The following is an 18,454-nucleotide window of genomic DNA, read 5'->3' on the forward strand; positions in this document are numbered from 1 at the left end:
GTAGTCGCCGCGCTGAGGATCTGCGTGCCCGCGATCCGCACCTGAGTGTCGGTCGCGGCGTCGAGGTCGGCCGGGACCAGCGTACGGATGTCCACATAGGTAACGGTCTGGCAGGTCGCCGCGGCGGTCTTCGTCGTTTGACTCTGCGCCATCGCCGGCGCGGCCGGGATCAGCAGGGCGACGGCCAGCATCACGCCGGCCGGCATCTTCCATCGCATGTGACTTCTCTCCCCGTTGCGTCGAAGCGTGCCTGATCTTCGCGCGGCAGCGTACAAGGGCGTCGCCACCGAAGAGGTCCGCTTAGGTCAGGTTTCGGTTTCTCCCGCGATGGGTGGCGGGGTTCCGATGTCCCCGACCGGTGGCGCACGGTTTGGTCGCCAGGTGGGCCGACGTCCCGCGGTCGAGCCGAACCCGCGGATCGCGTCGCGGGCGCGGCAGCGGGCGACCGGATGCCGCTGGCCCCCCGGTGCGGGCGAGAGGCTACCGGGTCGACCCGCCACTCGGTGCGCCGGTCGTGCCGAGCGCGGTAGCCGACGGCGGGAACCCGATGTGATCGTCGCCTTCCCGGTCAGCGGAGCACCCAATCATCGCTTCCAGATCGCTCTGGGCGAGAGGCGACCGCGCCGCCTAACCACCGTCATCGCCTGCGCGCCCGGTCGGCGGCAGAAGCGTGCATGTGATCTTCGTGTGGACTGCTGTGCTCAGCGCGGCGATGAGGCAACGACGCGGGATGATGTGATCGTGTTGATCAGCGAGACGAAGTCGCTGCTGACGTCGATGCTTGACCTTGCCGGAGTACGCCACGGCCAGGTCTCCGCCGCCGACGTGCTGACGACGGTCGAGGTCTTCCGGCAATTCGCCACCGTCCCGGTCGATGACGCCGTGTCGCCCGAGGAGGACGGCGACGGGGTTCTCGCCCAGACTGGAACGTTCGACTTCGATGGCGTGCGTCAGTTCTATGCCGATCTCACCAGGTAGTTCATCGAAGCCGACGACCATGACGTGATGTGGCAACTGCGCTGCACGCTCCACTGGACTCCCAGCGCGGAAACCGAACCGCTCGAGTCCAAGGTCCGATGGTCCTTCGGCATGCCTCTGGACGACTTCTTCGCCGAGGCTCTCGCCCTTCCCGGCTGGGCATGGACGCTGACCGGCGTACCGGTACCGGCCCTCGACACCTCACGATTGAACTCGATCAGATCTGAGCGCACTTTTTCGGAACGAGCCCGCACCGGCCCGTGGGCCAGGCCGAGCGGAGCGTGATGATCGATGGCGAGTTGCCGTGCCCGTTCGGCGGCATAGAGGTCGTCTTCGGCGAAAGTTCGATACGAAAGTTCCCGCCCACGAGAATGAGAGCGTTGGTAATAGGCTGTCCTCCTGCGGGTGGAGATCCTAAGCTTTTGAAGTGAGTAGCTTTCCGGCCCAGGCCGCCCGGGTTCGGAACGTCAGCTTGCCGCTGCGCCGCCGACTGTTCGCGTTACGTGAGTGCGTCTTGCATTTCGCCCCGTACGGATTTCGTGCCACCTGGCACCACGTGGTCCTCCAAGCGGGCGTGCCCGTGCGGTTGGCAGAAGATCCCGACTCGCTTCCGCGCGCCGTCGGGGAGTTGGAGGATGCTCGGCGGCTCTGGCTCGCCGAGATGCAGGCGTTCACCCTGCGACGTCGGCAGGAGAAGGAGTCGGGCCACCGCCGGCCAAGGCGCGACGAGGCGTGGCATGCGTGGCTGCAGGGGCTGGCTTTCTGCCCGGATCCGGAGCTACATCCGACGGAGCCCCTGGCGACGGTGGTAGCGCGACTGATCACCGCATACTCATCAGGCACCGTCCCGGCTGACCGCTGTCCGGCGTGTGGGAACACTCGGGTTTCGCCGCACTGTCCGCACTGTGGAGTCCACTGCTGGGACCCCGCAGCGTATCCCGGGAACCTGGCGGGTGATCGACCCTCGGTGTCCCGTCGTACCAGCTTGCCGTGGCCCTTGATCTGGCACCGTGCGGTACGGCGGGACGCGACGGTTGGCGGCGGTGACATCGCCGAGTTCAGAGTGGAGTACACGCCGACCAGCAACGACGGCCGCTTTGGGATTTTCCAGCTCTACGTTCGGGGCAATGCGCTCGGTGATGCCACTACTACCGCCCTCTATCCACACGTTCGGAATTTGCACGCGTTGTGTGACGTCGCCGAACGGCTCGGCACACACCGGCCGGAGCCCTTGATCCTCGGCGACACCTTTGACCACCTGATCATCACGCTCGAAGCGACCGAGGAAGACATGGCCTTCGCGTTCACCACGCGCCCAGAACGGCAGTGGGCTGAACCGCCACCATGGGCACCGCTACCAGGCAGGAGAATGCGCCTAATCGTGCGACGTGAAGAAGTAATCAGTGCGTGGCGTGAGGCGGAACCCAAACTCCGGCACCTTCTCGGCGGCGTGTAGCTGGCGTCTTCGTAGGCAGACCACTACGCCGGGAAAACTGAACACTCGCGCACTGTTCTCGGCAGATCCGCGCACTTCCGCGCGTTGGTGTGGCCACACGGCGCAAGCGGATGTCACCGACGTACTCGACGCATCCCCGGAGCCCAGGACGGCCGAGGCACCTGATCATGGAACCTACACTTATCGGAGCCGGACGGCGGCCTCTACTTCGTTTGGTTCTCCCCAGGCGACGGCTGCCGCCCGGCGTAGCCCGGGTTGGCCGGGCCCCTAGACCCGCCTGCCCCGCCCAGTGCGCCCGGCCGGTCAATCCCCAGACCGCCCGCGGTTAACCCACCACCCCACCCACCGCGTACCTGGAGGAGCGGGTGACCGCGAGTGGTCCGCGGGTGGAGGGCCTCAGCGGTGGCAGCGTTGAGGCCCTTCCCCGTCTAGGGCGCCGCGCCGGTGCGCATGCTCAAGCAGAGGCGCATTGCTTCGTCAGAGCGGGTTCGTCAGAGCTGCATCAGCTCGTCGGGCCATCCACGCTGGCACCCAACAAATCCAGCGTTGCCGCAGGTCAGAGGGGCTGGCAAGGGCTCCGAGGGAATCACATGGCAGTAGTTCCGGGACGCCGCGGGGTGATGCGCCCAGCCGGGCACGAAGCTCATCGGCCCCGTGAAGCGACAGGGGCCGCCGGCCGCCCTGGCTTGTCGTCGTCGCGGTGCACCGCCATGGCGGCGATTACCTGCTCGCAGGACCCACAGTGAAATTCGTACCAATTGGCGGGTTCCGGCACGCCGCGCAGGAACCGCTGGTGCTCGTCATGGCCCAGGCGCTGCGCAAGACGATCCAGGGCCGCCCAGAACCGGTCACCGCCGAAGACGCTTTGACTCACCCGCAGGTGCTCGATCTGCCGATCGGAGGGGTTCACCCGGGTCGCCCGTCCTGCGCCTGCGGGCCGTCGCCCCGGTGTGACATCGGCTCAGGGCGTCGCCAGCCCCAGCGCCGGATGCCCCAGCGACGCTCCCGTGCGACCCCGCGTGGCACCTCGCGGCCGGCTACAGCGCACGGTCGACGGCACGAGAGTGTGCTTGCGATCGCCCCCGATGTACGAAGAACAAGCCATCCGGGAGTAGCTCCTGCGCGTACTTGACCGTCCGCGTTGCAATGTAAATGCGGATTGGGCCGGTTCGATCTGACCACGATCGCCCGACGTTTGCTATTCCGGCTGCGACTGAGCGCCGATCGTGAATCTCTCCTCGACTTTGACGTTGAATCTGCGGGTGCCAAGAAGCTCGGCCGACAGCTGGTCGGCTAGCTCGCGCCGAGCCTGCTCTTCTCGTTGCTTGACTTCCTGCATCTTCCTCCACGCCGCGGTGACACCGTCATCGCGAGACGTGCTCAGGACCAACGTGCCCTGCTCTTGAGACTCCGACTGACCCTTCGCTGATAGGTAGAGGAGCTCGGACACGATCGGCGGGGTGGTCTGCTGCCAGACTTCAAAGTAAGCGATGGATGCCGCGGATCCGTAAGCTCCGAGCAGAGCCTGCGCGCGTGCGACTGATTCGTCAGCGGGCTCTAGGTTCCCGAGGTCGGACACCGAGGCGCCGGGGACGATGCGTCTAATCGCAGTGCCGACGAGCTCCACGTAGGTAAGTAACTCGACATAAGCCTCAGATCGCCGCTGCTGGTTGCGTTCATCCTCAACAAGCTGTCGGTCATGCTCGGTCTTGTCACGCGCGAGCCGCTCCGCCTGATCTCGGCCCTTGGCCGAGGTGAGGTATGTAGCCGCGATGCCGGCGACCGCCACGACCGCCGTGCTTACTGACGAGATCCAATCAGACACGTGCACAGTGTGACGTGTCAACGCACGTCGGTTGGTTTAAGTCGACGCCTGGCGGCCGTCACAACGAAGGTGCCTCCGTACCCGATCGCCCTGGTTGTCGGCCGTGAAGGCCTACCGCCATATGCGATGGCGACCGCTCCAATAAAGAGCATGTCCGGCGCTCTGTTCTTGACAAGATCTCACGTGCACTCAACTCGGCCAGATCCGGATGCGGGTCAGCCTTGCAAAGTCAGCCGGTGTAGATGCTCTGGTCATCCAGTGCGCGGGCCAGGTCAAGGCGTGTGCGGAAGTGTTTGAGATTATGGCTCATCGTCGCGTCGGTTGAGAGCCTGCATAAACTCGCGGTTGGCTACTCGGGCGGCGTAGAGTTCGTCGCCCCGCTCCGCCAGTTGCCGGCGAAGTTCGCGAACTTGGTCCTCCGCCGCCTCGGCCCGCTGGTGCAGTTGCTCGGCGGTCTCGCCGGATGGCAGCCCGGCGATCGACAAGACGGCGGAGCCCAATACCTCGGATAGCCGCGCTTCGAGTCGGTTCACCTGCGTCTTTAGCCTTTGGTTCTGGCTGAGCAGGTTGGCGTTCTCTGCGCGGAGTCCGGGGTCGGTGAGTCGGCCGCGGGACGGGACGGCGGTTGGCGCAGCGGCGGCTCGCAGAACTGCCGCTAAGAGGTCTTTGTGCTGTGGGCGGTAGAGGAAGCTGCGGTGCACGCCCGCAACGGCGGTGACGGCGGAGACGTTGATGTCCTGACCGGCCGCTTGCAGACGGCCGAGCGCCTGTTCGACGCGGGTTCTGCGCCGTTGGCTGTCATCGCGTCGTGCCCGGGCCAGGTGTTCGGCGCTCATGGGTTCCGCCTTGGTTGCGGCAGACCGAGCTGGACCAGTTGACGTTGTTTCCTGACGACCTTCGAGGCTTCGACTACGGCCGTCCTTGTCTCGGCGTCCATCGCGTCCAACTTGCTGTCCTGCTCCCGGATCAGCCGGCGGCTGGCTTCGATCTCGCCGTCAAGATACTGGGTGTCGGTCCTGGCCCAGTCGGCGAGTTCCGACGCGGCGAGGATACGTTCGCGGTCACGGAGCAGCCCGTCGAGATGTCCGCGCAGTTCGGGCAGGTAACTGGGGTCGGTGCGGAAGTGCCCGCAGCCGAGACAGCGCATGCGAAACGGGCAGGCCCGGCCTCCTGCTTGCATATTGCTCGGCTCATGGCAGCCGCCGAGCGGGGTCGTCACGGCTCCGATGGCGTACCGGTTGGCGCTGCTGTCGTCGCAGGTAGTGCCAGTCCAAGTTCGTTGCCCGCGAACGTTGACCTGGAAGGGCAGCAGGCTGCTGACGGCATCACGGGTGCGTTTCTCGTTGACGCGGTAGTAGGTCTGGGTGGCTTCCATGCTTCTGTGGCCCATGAGCTGGCAGAGCACGTCGACGGGCGTGCCTTGGTCCGCGTGCCGTTGTGCATAGGTATGCCGGTAGGCGTAGGGGAAGATGTTGTCCTTGTCGAACTCGATGTCGCCGTCCAGCATGATCGGGTCCATGGCCTGGATCCATTCGCGATGCCGCTCGTAGAGCGTCTTGTCGTTGATCCGCTCCATTCCGAAGCCGTTCCTGAAGTGGCGTGGAAACAGTGGCAGGCTCTTCGGGTCGGCGCCCGGCCATTGCTGGCGTACCCACACCTGCTGCTCGCGGATGACGGCGACGTCTTCGGAACGGATGTTCAGCCGCTGATGGAGGCGGTTGTTCTTGAAGTCGGTGTAGATCAGGCTGAAGCCCCCGTCGGGGTCGGATTGGATGGCTCCTTCCAGTGAAAGGGCGCAGATTTCGTCAGGCCGTCGGCCGGTCCGCATCATCAGTTCGACGGCCGCTCGGGCAGATCGGGTCTTGGACGCCCGTTCGAGATCCGGAAGTCGCTGCAGCAGGATGACCATGACCTGTTCGGGTAAGGCGCGGCCGATGTCGTCATCCTCCGGCGGTCTGGGAACGTCGGTGCGGCGCAGCGAGAAGTCGTCGGCCAGACCCGCGAGTGGTTGGCCCGGTCGGGTGAGACCGTAGTCCCGGCAGTCCACGAGGACCCTCTTAAGCTGGGCCAATTTCAGCCACCGGGTGCGAGCAGAGATGTCACCGACCTGTTCGAGCCGGCCCATCCAGGTGGTGAGCTGGACGATGTCGCGGCGACTGAGCAGGCGCAGATCCTGGCCGCCGTCGTCGCGATGCAAGCGCAGGCTCTCGCTGAGCATCGCGAAGTGGTTGACGAAGGAACGAACTACCATCCCGATGGCGCTTCCACGGCGGCGCGGCAGTTCCTCTTCGGCCCAGTGCTTGGCCCCTTCCCTGAGCCACTGTTGGGTGATGGGCCGGAAATCGATGGTTCCGTGATAGCCGAGGACCCGCAGATTCCAGTGATCTTTCTTCACCTCCTCAGCAGGAGTTGTTAGCGCCATGGCCAGCGTGGAGCGCATTTCAGCGAGAACGGTCTTGTGGTAGTTCGCGTTGCCGCGAGTCGGTGGAACCTCGAGGTCGAGCAGCGATGTCGTTTTCGACTCGCGCACCACGGTGAGGACTTTGCGCAGGGTGTGCAGCGGGGTTTTGGTGCCGCGCTTGGACCGTTCCTGCAGGGCGTAGAGCAGCTCGATCTGGACCAGCCTGGGAAGGCCGGTCAGCGCGGCCGTCGTCGAGACGGCGATCGGCGGTGCCATTCTGAGCCACTCCTTCTCCTCCAGATCCGGGTCGGCGTGTAGCGCTTCGCGGATCTGGCGTGCGTGGGGTGTGCAGAGCCGGCGTGACACGCTCACGGCTCTTCGGTTGCAGGAGTTCACCCGACACCGGCCGAGACTCGGCAGCGGTTTGGTCCGGGGGTCGAGAAGGAACAGCTCCAACGCGAGGCCGCGTTGTTCCCTGAGCTGGTTGTGTGACTCGCAGAGGCCGTTCGCTCGGCCCCGGGGCCGAGCGCACTCGGCGACAGCGCACGGCCGCTCGATGCCGCGACGGTCAGTCCACAACTTCTCTTCCTCGAGCCACGCCGCAAGGTCGGCTGCGTCGGCCGGCCGCTTCAGGTGGCAAGGCCGACAGAGGCCGTTGCCGAAGTTCGCACGGTTCTCACACCCGCTCTTCCGGCAAGCCGCCCAGGGCAGACACGGATGGCCCTCCCGCGGGGCGAGGACCTGCAGAACCGGGTCCCAGCCCAGGCCGGCCAAGAAGCTGTGGTCGAGCAGCGGTTCGAACGGCGAGGTGAACCGTGGGCCCTCCGGCGCTGTGAGGACGGTGAGCGCCCTCATGCCGTGACCCCCCGAGAGCGGCGGCGGGCGGGGAAGGCGATCGCGTTGACGGCGGCTCGCTGGCGTTCGCTGCTGGGGTGGATGTAGACCTGGGTACTGCTGATCTTCAGATGTCCCAGCAGTTTCTGGACGACGTCGATCGCGCCCGAGGCCTCCATGACCTGGGTTCCGAAGGCGTGGCGCAGCATATGCGGTGCAATATGACGTTCCAGGCCGGCGCGCTTGGCGAGCCGGGCGACAAGGTCGTTGATCGACTTGAGAGACATCGGCCGGCCGAGGGGCTCTCGGTAGAGGTTGACCAGCACGTAGTCGCTGTCCCGGGCCGCGGGGACCTGCGCGCGGGCGAGCCAGTAGTCGTCGTAGGCGTAGACGACGAGCGGATGCGCCGGCACGACCCGGCCCCCGCTCTTGGCGCTGGCCCGGTTCAGATTCCGCCGTTTGAGAACATGCAGGTGGGGGCCGACCGTGTGGCAACCCAGCCGGCTCGAGTCGTCCATGAAGTGCAGGTCCTCGACCCGCAACCCCACGGCCTCACCGCGGCGGAGCCCGGCCAGAGACAGCAGCACGATGATGAACACATCGCGCTGCGTCGAGACCGCCTCGAGCAGGCCGCTGATCTCATCCGGCGTCGCGTTGTCCACGGTCGAGTCCTCGACCGGGAAAATGTGGCGGGGCAACGCCACGGGTTCCCGGGGCGTCCGCTCGTTGTGGCGACGCTGGGACTCAGACAACGGTCCGAGCCGATAGAGAGCATTGATCGCGTCGGCGGACACCATCTGCTGATCGACGAGAAATTTGTAGAACTCTCGGACCGCCGCGAGCACCGAGTTGCCCCGCCGGCCCCCGCGCAGGGGAGCCAGGCCCGGCCCCAGGGGCCGGTTCGGGGCCCGCTTGTCGTAATGCTTCAGGAAGGTCATGAAGCGCCCGAACCGCCCCGGAGCGGTTTCCAAGTCGCAGCCGGAGCGGGCCAGCCAAGTGAAGAACAGGACGAGGGAACCGGCATACGCGGCAGTCGTGTTCTCGGCGAGCCCCCGCCCGAAGTACAGATGCTGCATGAACTCGTCCACCGCCGGGACAGTGCGGTACTCGCTATCGATCACGGTCCAGTACCGACTACCGTCAGCGAGCTGCACAGGGAACGATCGCCAGCCACCCACACCCAAGATCATGGTCACGGGCCCGGACGCTACGAGGGCAGTGCACCACCGTGGGCGGCAGGGGTACGGAAATTGTCGCCAACTTCGTGGCAATACTACGAGGGCGACAGTAAGCGACAGGGCCAGTCGCCCCACGAAACGCGCTGCTCGACGGCGGCGAACATGGCGTCGAGATCGACATGCGCGAGACTCGCTTGCTGCCTCACGCTCACCTCCGCTGACGGGCAACATCTGCCGTCCCTCTCCAGTGTCCGCGACGGACCGCCGGTGTACCGGTATGCCGGCCGGACTTGGACCCGCGTCACCGGTCGGGCGACACCGCGATGATTACCTAAGAGGCGAGACTTCTGCAGCCAACAGGAGTGGATCCGCGGGTGCTGGCCTGGCCGAGTCGTCGGCGGAGCCGATGGTCGGCAGGTCGCCGGGGCGCAGGTCGAGGCGGGCGCGGACGTAGCGGCAGCGATGCCGGATCTTGCCCCACGCGCCGTCGAGGGCCGTGTCGACCTGCACCTCGGCCACGACGACCGGTTCGACCGGGACATAACCGAGTTCCAGCGCGTCCGGCATGCCGGCTGACCAGTTGGAAGGCAACGGGCACGGCCATGGATGGCCGGAGCCTTCACCACGGAAGGTCATCCCGCGTAGCACGTCGGCGAGCTCCTGGCGATGACCGGCGGTGAGCGGGTGGGTTTGGCCGACGTAGCGCAGCCGGCCGCGGAGATCGAGGAGGCCGAGCAGAAACGAGGTCGGCCGAGCGAGCGTTCCGGTGAGGCCGCCGATGATGTACTCAGCGCTTGTGTGGGTTCGGGTCTTCGTCCAGCCTGCTCGGCCGGGGCGGTAGCGGCCGTGAAGGGGTTTCGCGACCACGCCTTCGATGCCGGCAACCGCGGTCTGCGACATCCATTGCCGCGCCACCTCGAGGGATGCGGTCTGCGGGCATACGGCGACCTGGGCCGGGGCCGCGGTGAGCAGGCGTTCGAGCTTGCCGCGACGTTGTGCCAGCGGCAGGTCGATGAGTTCCCTCGCGCGGCCGTCGCGCAGCAGGTCGAACGCGACGTAGTGGGCGGGGTGGCGACGGATGTGCCGGTCCAGGGCCCGGCCTGCGGCCAAGCGGCGTTGCAGGCGGGAGAAGTCGCACCGCCCGCGCTCGGTGTCCCAGACGATGATTTCTCCGTCGACGACGGTCCGTGGCGGCAGCACGGCGGTCAAGGGCTTTATCAAGTCAGGGACGTATCCGGTGAGGTCAACACCGTGACGGGACTGCACCCGTATCCCGTCCTCGGTGCGCCAGATGATCGCTCGGAACCCGTCCCACTTCATCTCAAACGCTGTTGGCGATGTCGAGGACTCGGGCAACGAGCGGGTCGGTACAGCGCTGACCGGTGTGACAGGCCAGTGCAGCATCGGGGTCCCCTCGACGGTCGGACACTCGACGCTAGCCGGGCGGTCGTCGCGCTGAACTGGGAAAACGCCATTTCTTGCAGAGCCTGGGAAGCTGCCCACACGGGCGCAAGCCCGGTGATCGAGCCCGGGAGCGCCCATCGGAGGACAAACATGCTGCGCCGTCGCGCCGAGCCTCGCACAGAGGCGGGGAATTACTGGTCTGTAATTCGATCTTCAACCTTGCTGATCGTAAAAGCGCAGGTCACGCTGAATGTGTCGAGCGAGCGCCGGTCGCGAAGGTCGGAAGCAATGCGGCGTAACTGGATAACCATCCGCACCCACCTGACCGGCAGCTCGCTCCTCAAACCCAAGCAGAGCGGGCTGTCTACGCGGCGCCAGGCTCACCGGCTCGGCGGTCGGAAGCGTCCACCGGGACCAAAGCCGCCATGCTGACGTCGGCCTGCTCGAGAAGCTCCTCCACCATCGCGATGTCCAGCCCGTCGATGACGTTATCTCCGTTCACAACACGGAAGAACTGATCGTGCCCTCGGCGTATCGCCTTGATGCGCCATCGCCCGTCACGTGTTTCCAGTTCCCTGTCAAGTGCTTCTGTTCAAGGTTTCGGGCCGTCCGGGCTTCGAAGGGCGATGGGCCGCCCCCGGTCGGCATACGAGTTGCAGAGCCGCGTACGCCACGGACTACACGGCATTCATCGATGTCCGCAAGCCCAGCGGCGAGCCGCGGCCGAGCCGCCGCCAGCACACGGAGATCATTGACTACACAAGGTGACGTGCGCCGATCCCCGGCGGCATCCGGATTTGCCGATGATCGGACGTTGGTCATCCGAGATCTACGGGTCGCGGTTCCACACTGGTGACCGCTGGGAGAAGTTGATGCTGGCGGCTATTTCAGCGTCGTGTTCCGCGCCCAGCTCGCGCTGGGTAAGCCACAGGCGGAGATCTATAGGGGCAGCTCAGTCTATGGTTGGCCAATCCCAGCCCAGCTGCATGAACATGCCCAGGCGGTCGGATACGGCCCGGATCTCGGCGATTCGCTGATCGCGGACCGTGAAGATCCAGATCTGCTCGACTTCGCAGCTGCGGCCGGTCGGCTCCGGCATCCGCGGGTGATAGCCGGTGTGCCGGCCGCGGACCAGCAACCGGGCCACAACCTTGGGTCCCTCCGAGATCAGCTCCTGCGGTTGCATCGTGCCCTCGCCGAAGGCGGCCAGCTGCTGCCGGAAGCCCTCGAGGGCCGCGCCCGGCTCGTCGGCCTCGCCATGGATCACCTTGTTGTGATCGATCACGTCGGCGGCCAGATACTCGCCCCAGTCCTCGTATCGCCGCTCGTTCAGCGCTTTGAAGAAGCCCTCGACCACCGCGGTGCTCGTCGTCGGCATCGAACCTCCATTCTTACAACGTAAGTCTTGTCTGCCACCGTAGTCTTACGCCGTAAGAATGAGCAAGGAGGTCGACGAATGATCGCCAAGCGCACACCCGGCGTCCGCGCCGGCCTCACGCGCGAGCAGATCCTCGACGCCGCCCTCAAGATCGTCGACGGCGGGAGGTTCGGCGGGGAAAGTGCCGCCAGCGGGGCAGCCCCAAGTGCGGGGGCCCGCGACCAGGGCGGTCTTGGTGCGCTCACGATGCGCCGCCTCGGCGCGGCGCTCGGCGTCGAGGCGATGACGATCTATCACTACTTTCCGACCAAAGACGCCCTCGTCGACGGACTGAGCGAGCGCCTCTTCACCGGCGCGGCGGAACCCGTGGCCGGGGCGGGCACGTGGCGCGAGCAGCTTTTCGCCTACGCCGAAAGCCTGCGCCGGGCGCTCCTGGCACACCCCGCGCTGTTGCCGGTGATCGCGCGGCCAGCGGTGACGCCGGCGACCCTGGACGCGGTCGAGTCGACGCTGGGTATGCTCATCGCGGCCGGGTTCCCGCTGGCCCGCGCGGTCGACGTACTCAACGCCCTCACCGTTTTTGTGATCGGCCATGCCACCGCAGAGACCGCGATCGGCGCACCGGCGCCGCCGCCCGGCCTCGACCCCGAACGGCATCCCCTGCTGTTCGAGGCCGCGCGGTCCGGCGCCGGCGCCGACGACTACGAGCGTTTCCGGTACGCGATCCGCTCACTCCTGATCGGCTTCGACCCGGCGGGCTGACCGATCGGGCGGTGCTCGATCGACTGGGGCGCGAAGAACGGGTTCCAGGACCGTCAATGTCTCTCTTTGGCCGAACGTCGTAACCATCCGGATCTGCCGCAATCCGTCCCGGCGGCTCAGGCCCACCAACTATGTACGGCAAGTGGCAGGTGTCGTTTCCTCGCGCCGGCCGTCGCGCTTCGCATCCCCACGGCCTGGACATTTGGCCTACCCGACTTGATCGGGGACTCGTGCGCCGCGTGCTACCCCCGGCCAGAGTTGCGATCCTCCGCCAGAGTGCGCTACAGGTGTCGCCCACCCCTTCGCCGCAAGAAAAGTTCCTGGTCTGCTCAGATAGGAGCGACAGCTGGACTGATCCCCATAGAAAGCGCGATAAACCCTCACTTCGCGGCAAGCCGGTCATCGTGGGCGGGATCGCCGGCCGCGGGGTCGTCGCGACCGCCTCGTACGAGGCACGCCGGTTCGGGGCCCGCTCCGCGATGCCGACCTCGGAGGCGCGGCGACGCTGCCCGCCCGGCACCGCGTTCCTCACCCCGCGCTTCGCCGCGTACCGCAAGACCAGCGAGGTGGTGATGGCGCTGCTCCACGAGCTGTCGCCGCTTGTCGAGCAGGTCTCCATCGACGAGGCCTACATCGACCTCGCCGCCGGCGACCATGACCTGTCCCCCGCCAGTGTCACAGTGCTGGCCGAGCAGATCCGGGCGTCGATCGCGGCCGCCACGGGCGGCGTAACGGCCTCGGTCGGTGTTGGCACCTCCAAACTCGTCGCCAAGATCGGCTCGGACCTGCACAAACCCAACGGGCTCACCATCGCCGCCGCCGGAGGCGAACAGGCGCTGCTGCACCCACTGCCGGTGACCCGGCTGCCCGGCGTCGGACCCGCCACCACGGAGCGGCTACGCCGCGCCGGCATCCACACCATCGGCGCGCTGGCACAGACACCGCTGCCACAGCTGCTCGACTGGTTCGGCCAGGCCCACGGCGGCGGCCTTTACCGGCTGGCCCGCGCCGACGACGACCGGCCGGTAATCAGCGAACGCGAGGCGAAATCGGTGTCGGCGGAGGAAACCTTCGACGTCGACCTGACCGACCGGGCACGGCTCGGTACCGAAATCGACCTGCTCGCCACCAAGGTCGGCGGCCGACTTCGCGACGGCGGCCTGTCCGCGCGCACGGTCACCATCAAAGTCCGCCACCACGACTTCACCACCATCACCCGGTCAACCACCCGGCCGCAGCCCACCGACCAACCGAAATTGATCGCCCAGCTCGCACGCCGGCTCCTGTCCGAGGTCGACACCTCAGCCGGCATCCGCCTGCTCGGCGTCGGTGTAACCGCCCTCGCCGACTTCGTCCAAGACGATCTGTTCGGCGCCATCGAACCCGACCGACCCAGCGGACCTGTGGCACCAGATCCAGGCCTGAGCACCCCCGATCAGCACACCGTCTCAAGAAGAACCACGCCCAGCGTGTGGCGGGCGGGCCAGGACATCCTCCACAGCCTCCATGGGCCCGGATGGGTCTGGGGCGCCGGCCGCGGCCTGGTGACCGTCCGATTCGAAGGACCCACCACCGGACCGGGCCCGATCCGCACATTCGCTGCGGAAGACCCCAATTTGCTGGCCGCCGATCCGCCCAACTGGGCCTGAAAAGCGCTCCGTCCGAATGCCAAAGCAACGACCGTCGTGGTGCAGTGAATCGCGCAGGGAGACGACTCGATGGCGGGGCCGGACGCCACGGGGGAAACGCCCAGCCCACTACCTTTCCCTGACGGACAGGCTCACCCACGAATCCCCGAGGCCGATCCTGGGCCCTCGAAGTGTAGGTTCTCACGTCGAGTGGCGGACCGCGTATGAGCCTGCTGGGCGCTCGCACGATTTCTCACCCTGGCGGGTATCGGCTCTCGCGATCATGGCGGATTCCTCCGCGGCCATCGGACCGCTCCCAAGGGGCGTCGGCAGGCGAGAAGGCGGCCGTGCACGTAACCGCAACCTGCGGGTCGTAGCGGCGGCTGATCCGGCGACATACTGATTTCCCCGACGAGAGAGCACTGCCTTCGACGTATGAACGGGCCTCACGCGATCGGCAGAATGAAGCTTCGGGCGTTAGCCCCGCCTGCAGACCGGAGCGCCGCCACCACCACGCCCATCGATTCTCGTGATCTTGGTGGGTCCGCCAAAGCGGCCGCCAAGATCATGAGGATCCGTCATCGGCGATGAGAAACTACACGAGGAGCTGCGCAGCGACTTGCTTGGAAGCTACTAGCTTAGCGACTAGTATTGTCTCATGACTGGTCAGAGGCTTCGACTGATTGGCGCCCACGAGATCCGGATCCGACTCGGCGGGGTCAGTCGTCAGCGGACCTATCAGATCACCCGCCGTGATGATTTTCCACGCCCTGCTGCTGATCTGGCTCAAGGCAAAGTCTGGTACGCCGAAGATGTCGAAGAGTGGATGAAACGGCATCGGCAGGATCAGGCCGTTACCGACGAACCGTGACTCCGGCGGCGTCGAACTCGCCGCGAGCGTGTGGTCCGGCATCGGCGCGACCTTAGCTACGGCCTGTGAGCCGGCGCAGTGCGGTGATCGCGTTGGCGCTCTGGTCGTCGAGCCACTGCCGGTGCTCGCGGTCGTCGACCATGTCGAACAGGCTCTGGTAGAGCCGTTGCTCGCGGGCGAGCCAGAGGACCCGCATCGCCCGGTAGCGGTGCAGCGATCCGTCTGCCTCGGCGAGCTGGGCGCATCGCTGCTCGGCGTGGGGGTCGTGGCGGCCCAGCCATACCCCGAGCAGCGCGAGGTCGGCGTCGGGCGGATACATGCCGGCGAACTCGTAGTCGATGAAGATCAGTGGATGACCGGCGCTGGCCAAGGCGTTGCTGGCCAACGGATCGCCGTGTCCGAACACCAGCGGGGCGCTCGCGACCGCTTCCAGTAGCGGTTGCTGAATGTCGTCGGGCAGGTCGCCAGCTGCGGCGTAGCGGCGGATCCGGGCCGGCCAGTCGGTGGCGGGCGTGCTCAGCGGTCCTGGAGGAGGCCGCCATGCGGCGAAGCCGGTCAGGGCGTCGATCATGCCCGTCACGGTGTGCTCGGCAAGCAGGGGAGGGTATCGGTCGGTGTGCGGGGACGCCCCGGGCAGCCGCTCGATGATCAGCACGCGGCGGCCAGCATGATGCAGTCGCGGTACCGGCCAGGGCGGCGGCGTGGCCGCGAACGCCCGGTAGGCGATGACCTCGTGGGTGAAGCGTTTGACCCAGTGCCGCTCGGAGCTGGTCAGCTGTTTGGCGACTACGTCACGGCCGTGCCAGCGCCCGGAGATGGTGACGGTTTTATCGGTTTCTCGCAGCAGCTCGCCCGGCTGCCATCCGGGAAGACGATCGAGTGTGTCGACGTCGACGTCGACGGGGGCGGGGGCGGGGGCGTGGGCGTGGGGCGGCGTACTGGCCGTCTCGTGCACACGACCATCCTGCTGGGCGGCCACGCATTCGTCGAGTACCCGGCGCGCCCGAGTGACGGTGGCCGCTTAGGGGGCCCGCACCGGGCACCTTCCTGCCCTTGGAATCTCTCTGAGGCTTCGGACCGCCTGACCGGAGCTGCACGGCCTCACGTTCACGGCCCCGCCGTGCCGCAGACAGCGGCCTTACCCGTCGCGGGACAGCCCAAGACAGCTACGGACAGCTATATCGCGCAGATCCGAGCAGGCAGGGTCGTCAGGGAAAGCGATCGACACCCAGGCCCGGCACCCATCTCGCCTCCGCGCTGTATCCAACGGTCCGGCTCAGACGAGACGGCGAGCTCCCGTCGGCGCGGTCGCGGCCGGCTCACTGCACGCACGGCCGGTGATGCCGCCAGCATCACCCGGCTCCCCGAGCCAACGTCGCACGCAATGCCTGTCCGTTGCCGCCGCGCCGCCCCCGAATCCGTCTGCGGAGACCCTTCCCATGACCATCGCCCTGCGATCCCAGCCCGACCCGACCACCGTCGTCCCCGATGTACTGCGCCGCTACCGACTCGCGATCAGCCTGATGTTCGCCATCGCCGGCATGACCATCGGCACCTGGACCGCGCGGATCCCCGCCATCCAACACACCATCAAGATGGCCGACAGCAAACTCAGCGTCTGCCTGCTCCTGCTCGCGGTCGGCGGACTGCTCGGCATGCGCGCCGCCAGCCGGCTCGTCGACCGGCATGGCAGCACGACGGTCATGGTCCTGCCCTCGCTCGCCCTCGGTGGTGCGCTCCTGCTCGTGGCCCACGCCCCGACGTGGACCACCTTGGCGGTCGCCCTTCTCACTTTCGGCATCCTGCATGGCACCCTCAACGTCGCCATGAACGCCGCGGCCGTCTCGTGCCAGACCGCGTACGGACGGCCGATCATGACCTCGTTCCACGCGCTGTTCAGCATCGGCGGCGTCCTCGGAGCCCTGCTGTCCGCCGCCTGCGCCCGTATCGGCTTCAGCGTCGCCGACACCTTCGCCGCCGTCGCCGTCATATCCACCGCGGCGGCCGGATGGGCGATCCACCGCCTCATCCCAGCCCCTGCTTCAAACCGCACCGGCCAGGAGCCGACATCGCCGACCGAACCGGGGCAGCGGCGGCCGCGAACCCGGATCTTGCTGCTTGGCCTACTCGCTTTCAGCGCTCTGATCAGCGAAGGCGCCGCAGCCGACTGGGCCAGCACCTACCTCACCCGCCTCGGTGCGACCCCCACAATGGCCGCGACTGCCTATGCCGCCTTCGCCGCGAGCATGACCCTTGGCCGGCTTACCGGTGACCGTCTGAACGCTGCCATCGCACCCAACGCGCTGTTGCGCGGCTGCGGTGTGATCGGCGGCGGCGGCCTTGCCCTCGGCCTGATCGGCGGGACCCCGCTGACCGCCATTGCCGGGTTCGCCTGCCTCGGAGCCGGATTGGCCCTTGTCGTCCCACTGCTCTACTCCACTGCCGGCGGCCTCGACCCGGCTCGCCCCGGCGCCGCGCTGTCACGCGTCGCCGCTCTGGGCTACCTCGGCTACGTCACCGGACCGGCCATCATCGGCGGCGCCGCTATGCACGTCGGCCTCGGCAACGCCCTGCTCATCCTCCCCGCCCTCGCGACCCTGCTGGTCATCGCCGCCCCGGTCGTGCACCAAAGCCGCGGCCGACACCACCGACCGGCAAACGCGCCCAGCCGGAGCCCGCTGGCGCTAGCCGGGCGCGACGACACACCACCTCCTGCCCGCCAGATCCCCAAGCCGGAGGTCATCACCATCCACGCCGACCAGCCGGTCGCCGAACTCGAAGGAGCCTTCCGATGAACGCCACGCTCACCCGTACCGGCACCGCGACGATCGCCGCCGCCGCGAGACCCTCGCCGAGCGACAAGAAGAACAATGCCACCCGGATCACCGCCCGAACCCGGCGCGGCACACCGCTGCTGCTGATCATCGCCGCCGCCATCGCCGCGGCCCTGCCGCTGATGGGCGCCACCCCGGCGCAAGCCGCCACGGACTCAGACTCGCCCCCCGGTACGGGCGCCATCTCGACGCTGGCCGCGTCCGGCTGCCGGGCGGCACCGTACTCGTTCCACTTCGAGGGCTACGGCGGTCTGGCCTTTCCGGAGGACCCCACCGGCCAGTGGAACTACTCGACCACGCCGGTGCTGAAGACCACGACGCAGTGCCGGGACATCAACGTCAAGAACACGACCGGGGGCAAGATCCGGGTCTGCGTCATGTTCGGGAAGACCGGTAACACCTGCAATTACCAAACCAACATCGCGGCCGGCGCCTGGGCGAACGCGGCCACGAACGTCAAGGACTACACGTACTTCCGAATGCGGCTCGGGATCCTTTACAACACTCCCGGTTACGCGGCCAGCGCGACCGGGGTGTCGGACTTCTAAGCCGGTCTACAGCCCAAGCTGAAGCATCGAGACCAACGGCAGGGAGTCGTTGCGGTTCGCAGCGGCACCCTGCCGCCCTAATGAGATAGAGCCTCGACCTGACCGGGCCGGAGCCTTAGGAACCTCCAGCCAACCCGTGCCCGGCGCCGCGACACCTCTCCGATGGCGCCCCTCGGACACGTCCAGGCCCAGTCATCATCGGTGCCGCGCCCATCCATCTGTGAACAGGCCATGCCCTGTTCATCCTTCTTGTTCTCGCCGACGTGCGAATCGCCGCCGCCATAGTCGTCCGACCGACGCAGGCCGGACCTGTTACGGCCGAGCGACGTAGTCACGCTCCAGACACAGCGGTCTGAA

General features: G+C 67.0%; 15 protein-coding genes and 1 pseudogene. 7 read left to right on the forward strand and 9 right to left on the reverse strand.

The annotated features are described in order from the left end of the window. A pseudogene (locus AB0M88_RS38810) lies at positions 1–218 on the reverse strand (hypothetical protein); the annotation flags it as partial. 331 nt (positions 219–549) lie between these two features. Between AB0M88_RS38810 and AB0M88_RS38815 the strand changes: the two are divergent. Both AB0M88_RS38815 and AB0M88_RS38820 read left to right on the forward strand, forming a co-directional pair. Next, positions 550–978, forward strand: coding sequence for a hypothetical protein (locus AB0M88_RS38815; protein ID WP_364110840.1), 429 nt, complete (start codon positions 550–552; stop codon positions 976–978). A 997-nt stretch (positions 979–1,975) separates the two neighbouring features. After that, positions 1,976–2,434 carry a hypothetical protein gene (locus tag AB0M88_RS38820; RefSeq protein ID WP_364110841.1) on the forward strand — a complete coding sequence of 153 codons (459 nt, stop codon included), beginning with the start codon at positions 1,976–1,978 and terminating at the stop codon, positions 2,432–2,434. A gap of 643 nt (positions 2,435–3,077) precedes the next feature. Here AB0M88_RS38820 and AB0M88_RS38825 read toward each other — a convergent pair. The 7 genes from AB0M88_RS38825 to AB0M88_RS38855 all read right to left on the reverse strand — a co-directional run bounded on the left by AB0M88_RS38825 (position 3,078) and on the right by AB0M88_RS38855 (position 11,454). Then, positions 3,078–3,344 (reverse strand): hypothetical protein, encoded by a 267-nt coding sequence (locus tag AB0M88_RS38825; protein WP_364110842.1) that lies wholly within the window; start codon positions 3,342–3,344, stop codon positions 3,078–3,080. A gap of 288 nt (positions 3,345–3,632) precedes the next feature. Beyond that, complete coding sequence (locus AB0M88_RS38830) at positions 3,633–4,259, reverse strand: hypothetical protein (RefSeq protein WP_364110843.1); 627 nt, start codon at positions 4,257–4,259, stop codon at positions 3,633–3,635. Between the two features lie 299 nt (positions 4,260–4,558). Continuing rightward, positions 4,559–5,095 (reverse strand): DUF6262 family protein, encoded by a 537-nt coding sequence (locus tag AB0M88_RS38835; RefSeq protein WP_364110844.1) that lies wholly within the window; start codon positions 5,093–5,095, stop codon positions 4,559–4,561. Beyond that, positions 5,092–7,515 carry a site-specific integrase gene (locus AB0M88_RS38840; protein ID WP_364110845.1) on the reverse strand — a complete coding sequence of 808 codons (2,424 nt, stop codon included), beginning with the start codon at positions 7,513–7,515 and terminating at the stop codon, positions 5,092–5,094. Before AB0M88_RS38840 ends, AB0M88_RS38835 begins: the two co-directional genes overlap by 4 nt. Further along, a complete protein-coding gene (locus AB0M88_RS38845; RefSeq protein ID WP_364110871.1) occupies positions 7,512–8,684 on the reverse strand; it encodes a tyrosine-type recombinase/integrase in 1,173 nt (390 codons plus the stop codon). Before AB0M88_RS38845 ends, AB0M88_RS38840 begins: the two co-directional genes overlap by 4 nt. Positions 8,685–8,999: 315 nt before the next feature. Continuing rightward, complete coding sequence (locus AB0M88_RS38850; protein ID WP_364110846.1) at positions 9,000–10,214, reverse strand: ATP-dependent DNA ligase; 1,215 nt, start codon at positions 10,212–10,214, stop codon at positions 9,000–9,002. An 814-nt stretch (positions 10,215–11,028) separates the two neighbouring features. Then, the gene (locus tag AB0M88_RS38855) at positions 11,029–11,454 is read right to left on the reverse strand and encodes an ester cyclase (protein ID WP_364110847.1); all 426 of its coding nucleotides are present in this window, start codon (positions 11,452–11,454) and stop codon (positions 11,029–11,031) included. 78 nt (positions 11,455–11,532) lie between these two features. Here AB0M88_RS38855 and AB0M88_RS38860 point away from each other — a divergent pair, with 78 nt between their 5' ends. From AB0M88_RS38860 to AB0M88_RS38870, 3 genes are all read left to right on the forward strand, one after another. After that, on the forward strand, positions 11,533–12,216 hold the full coding sequence (locus AB0M88_RS38860; RefSeq protein WP_364110848.1) for a TetR/AcrR family transcriptional regulator C-terminal domain-containing protein: 684 nt from the start codon (positions 11,533–11,535) through the stop codon (positions 12,214–12,216). 287 nt (positions 12,217–12,503) lie between these two features. Further along, a complete protein-coding gene (locus tag AB0M88_RS38865) occupies positions 12,504–13,865 on the forward strand; it encodes a DNA polymerase IV (RefSeq protein WP_364110849.1) in 1,362 nt (453 codons plus the stop codon). Between the two features lie 637 nt (positions 13,866–14,502). Beyond that, positions 14,503–14,715 (forward strand): DNA-binding protein, encoded by a 213-nt coding sequence (locus tag AB0M88_RS38870; protein WP_364110850.1) that lies wholly within the window; start codon positions 14,503–14,505, stop codon positions 14,713–14,715. Between the two features lie 52 nt (positions 14,716–14,767). Here AB0M88_RS38870 and AB0M88_RS38875 read toward each other — a convergent pair whose 3' ends face one another. Next, entirely contained in the window at positions 14,768–15,670 is a 903-nt protein-coding gene (locus tag AB0M88_RS38875) for an aminoglycoside phosphotransferase family protein (protein ID WP_364110851.1), read from the reverse strand. A gap of 367 nt (positions 15,671–16,037) precedes the next feature. Here AB0M88_RS38875 and AB0M88_RS38880 point away from each other — a divergent pair, with 367 nt between their 5' ends. Together AB0M88_RS38880 and AB0M88_RS38885 are read left to right on the forward strand one after the other, a co-directional pair. After that, positions 16,038–17,510: an MFS transporter gene (locus AB0M88_RS38880; RefSeq protein ID WP_364110872.1), complete on the forward strand. Its 1,473-nt coding sequence runs from the start codon at positions 16,038–16,040 to the stop codon at positions 17,508–17,510. Continuing rightward, positions 17,507–18,097 (forward strand): hypothetical protein, encoded by a 591-nt coding sequence (locus AB0M88_RS38885; RefSeq protein ID WP_364110852.1) that lies wholly within the window; start codon positions 17,507–17,509, stop codon positions 18,095–18,097. Before AB0M88_RS38880 ends, AB0M88_RS38885 begins: the two co-directional genes overlap by 4 nt. Positions 18,098–18,454 lie beyond the last annotated feature (357 nt).

Source organism: Actinoplanes sp. NPDC051411 (assembly GCF_040682075.1).
Classification (GTDB): Bacteria; Actinomycetota; Actinomycetes; order Mycobacteriales; family Micromonosporaceae; genus Actinoplanes.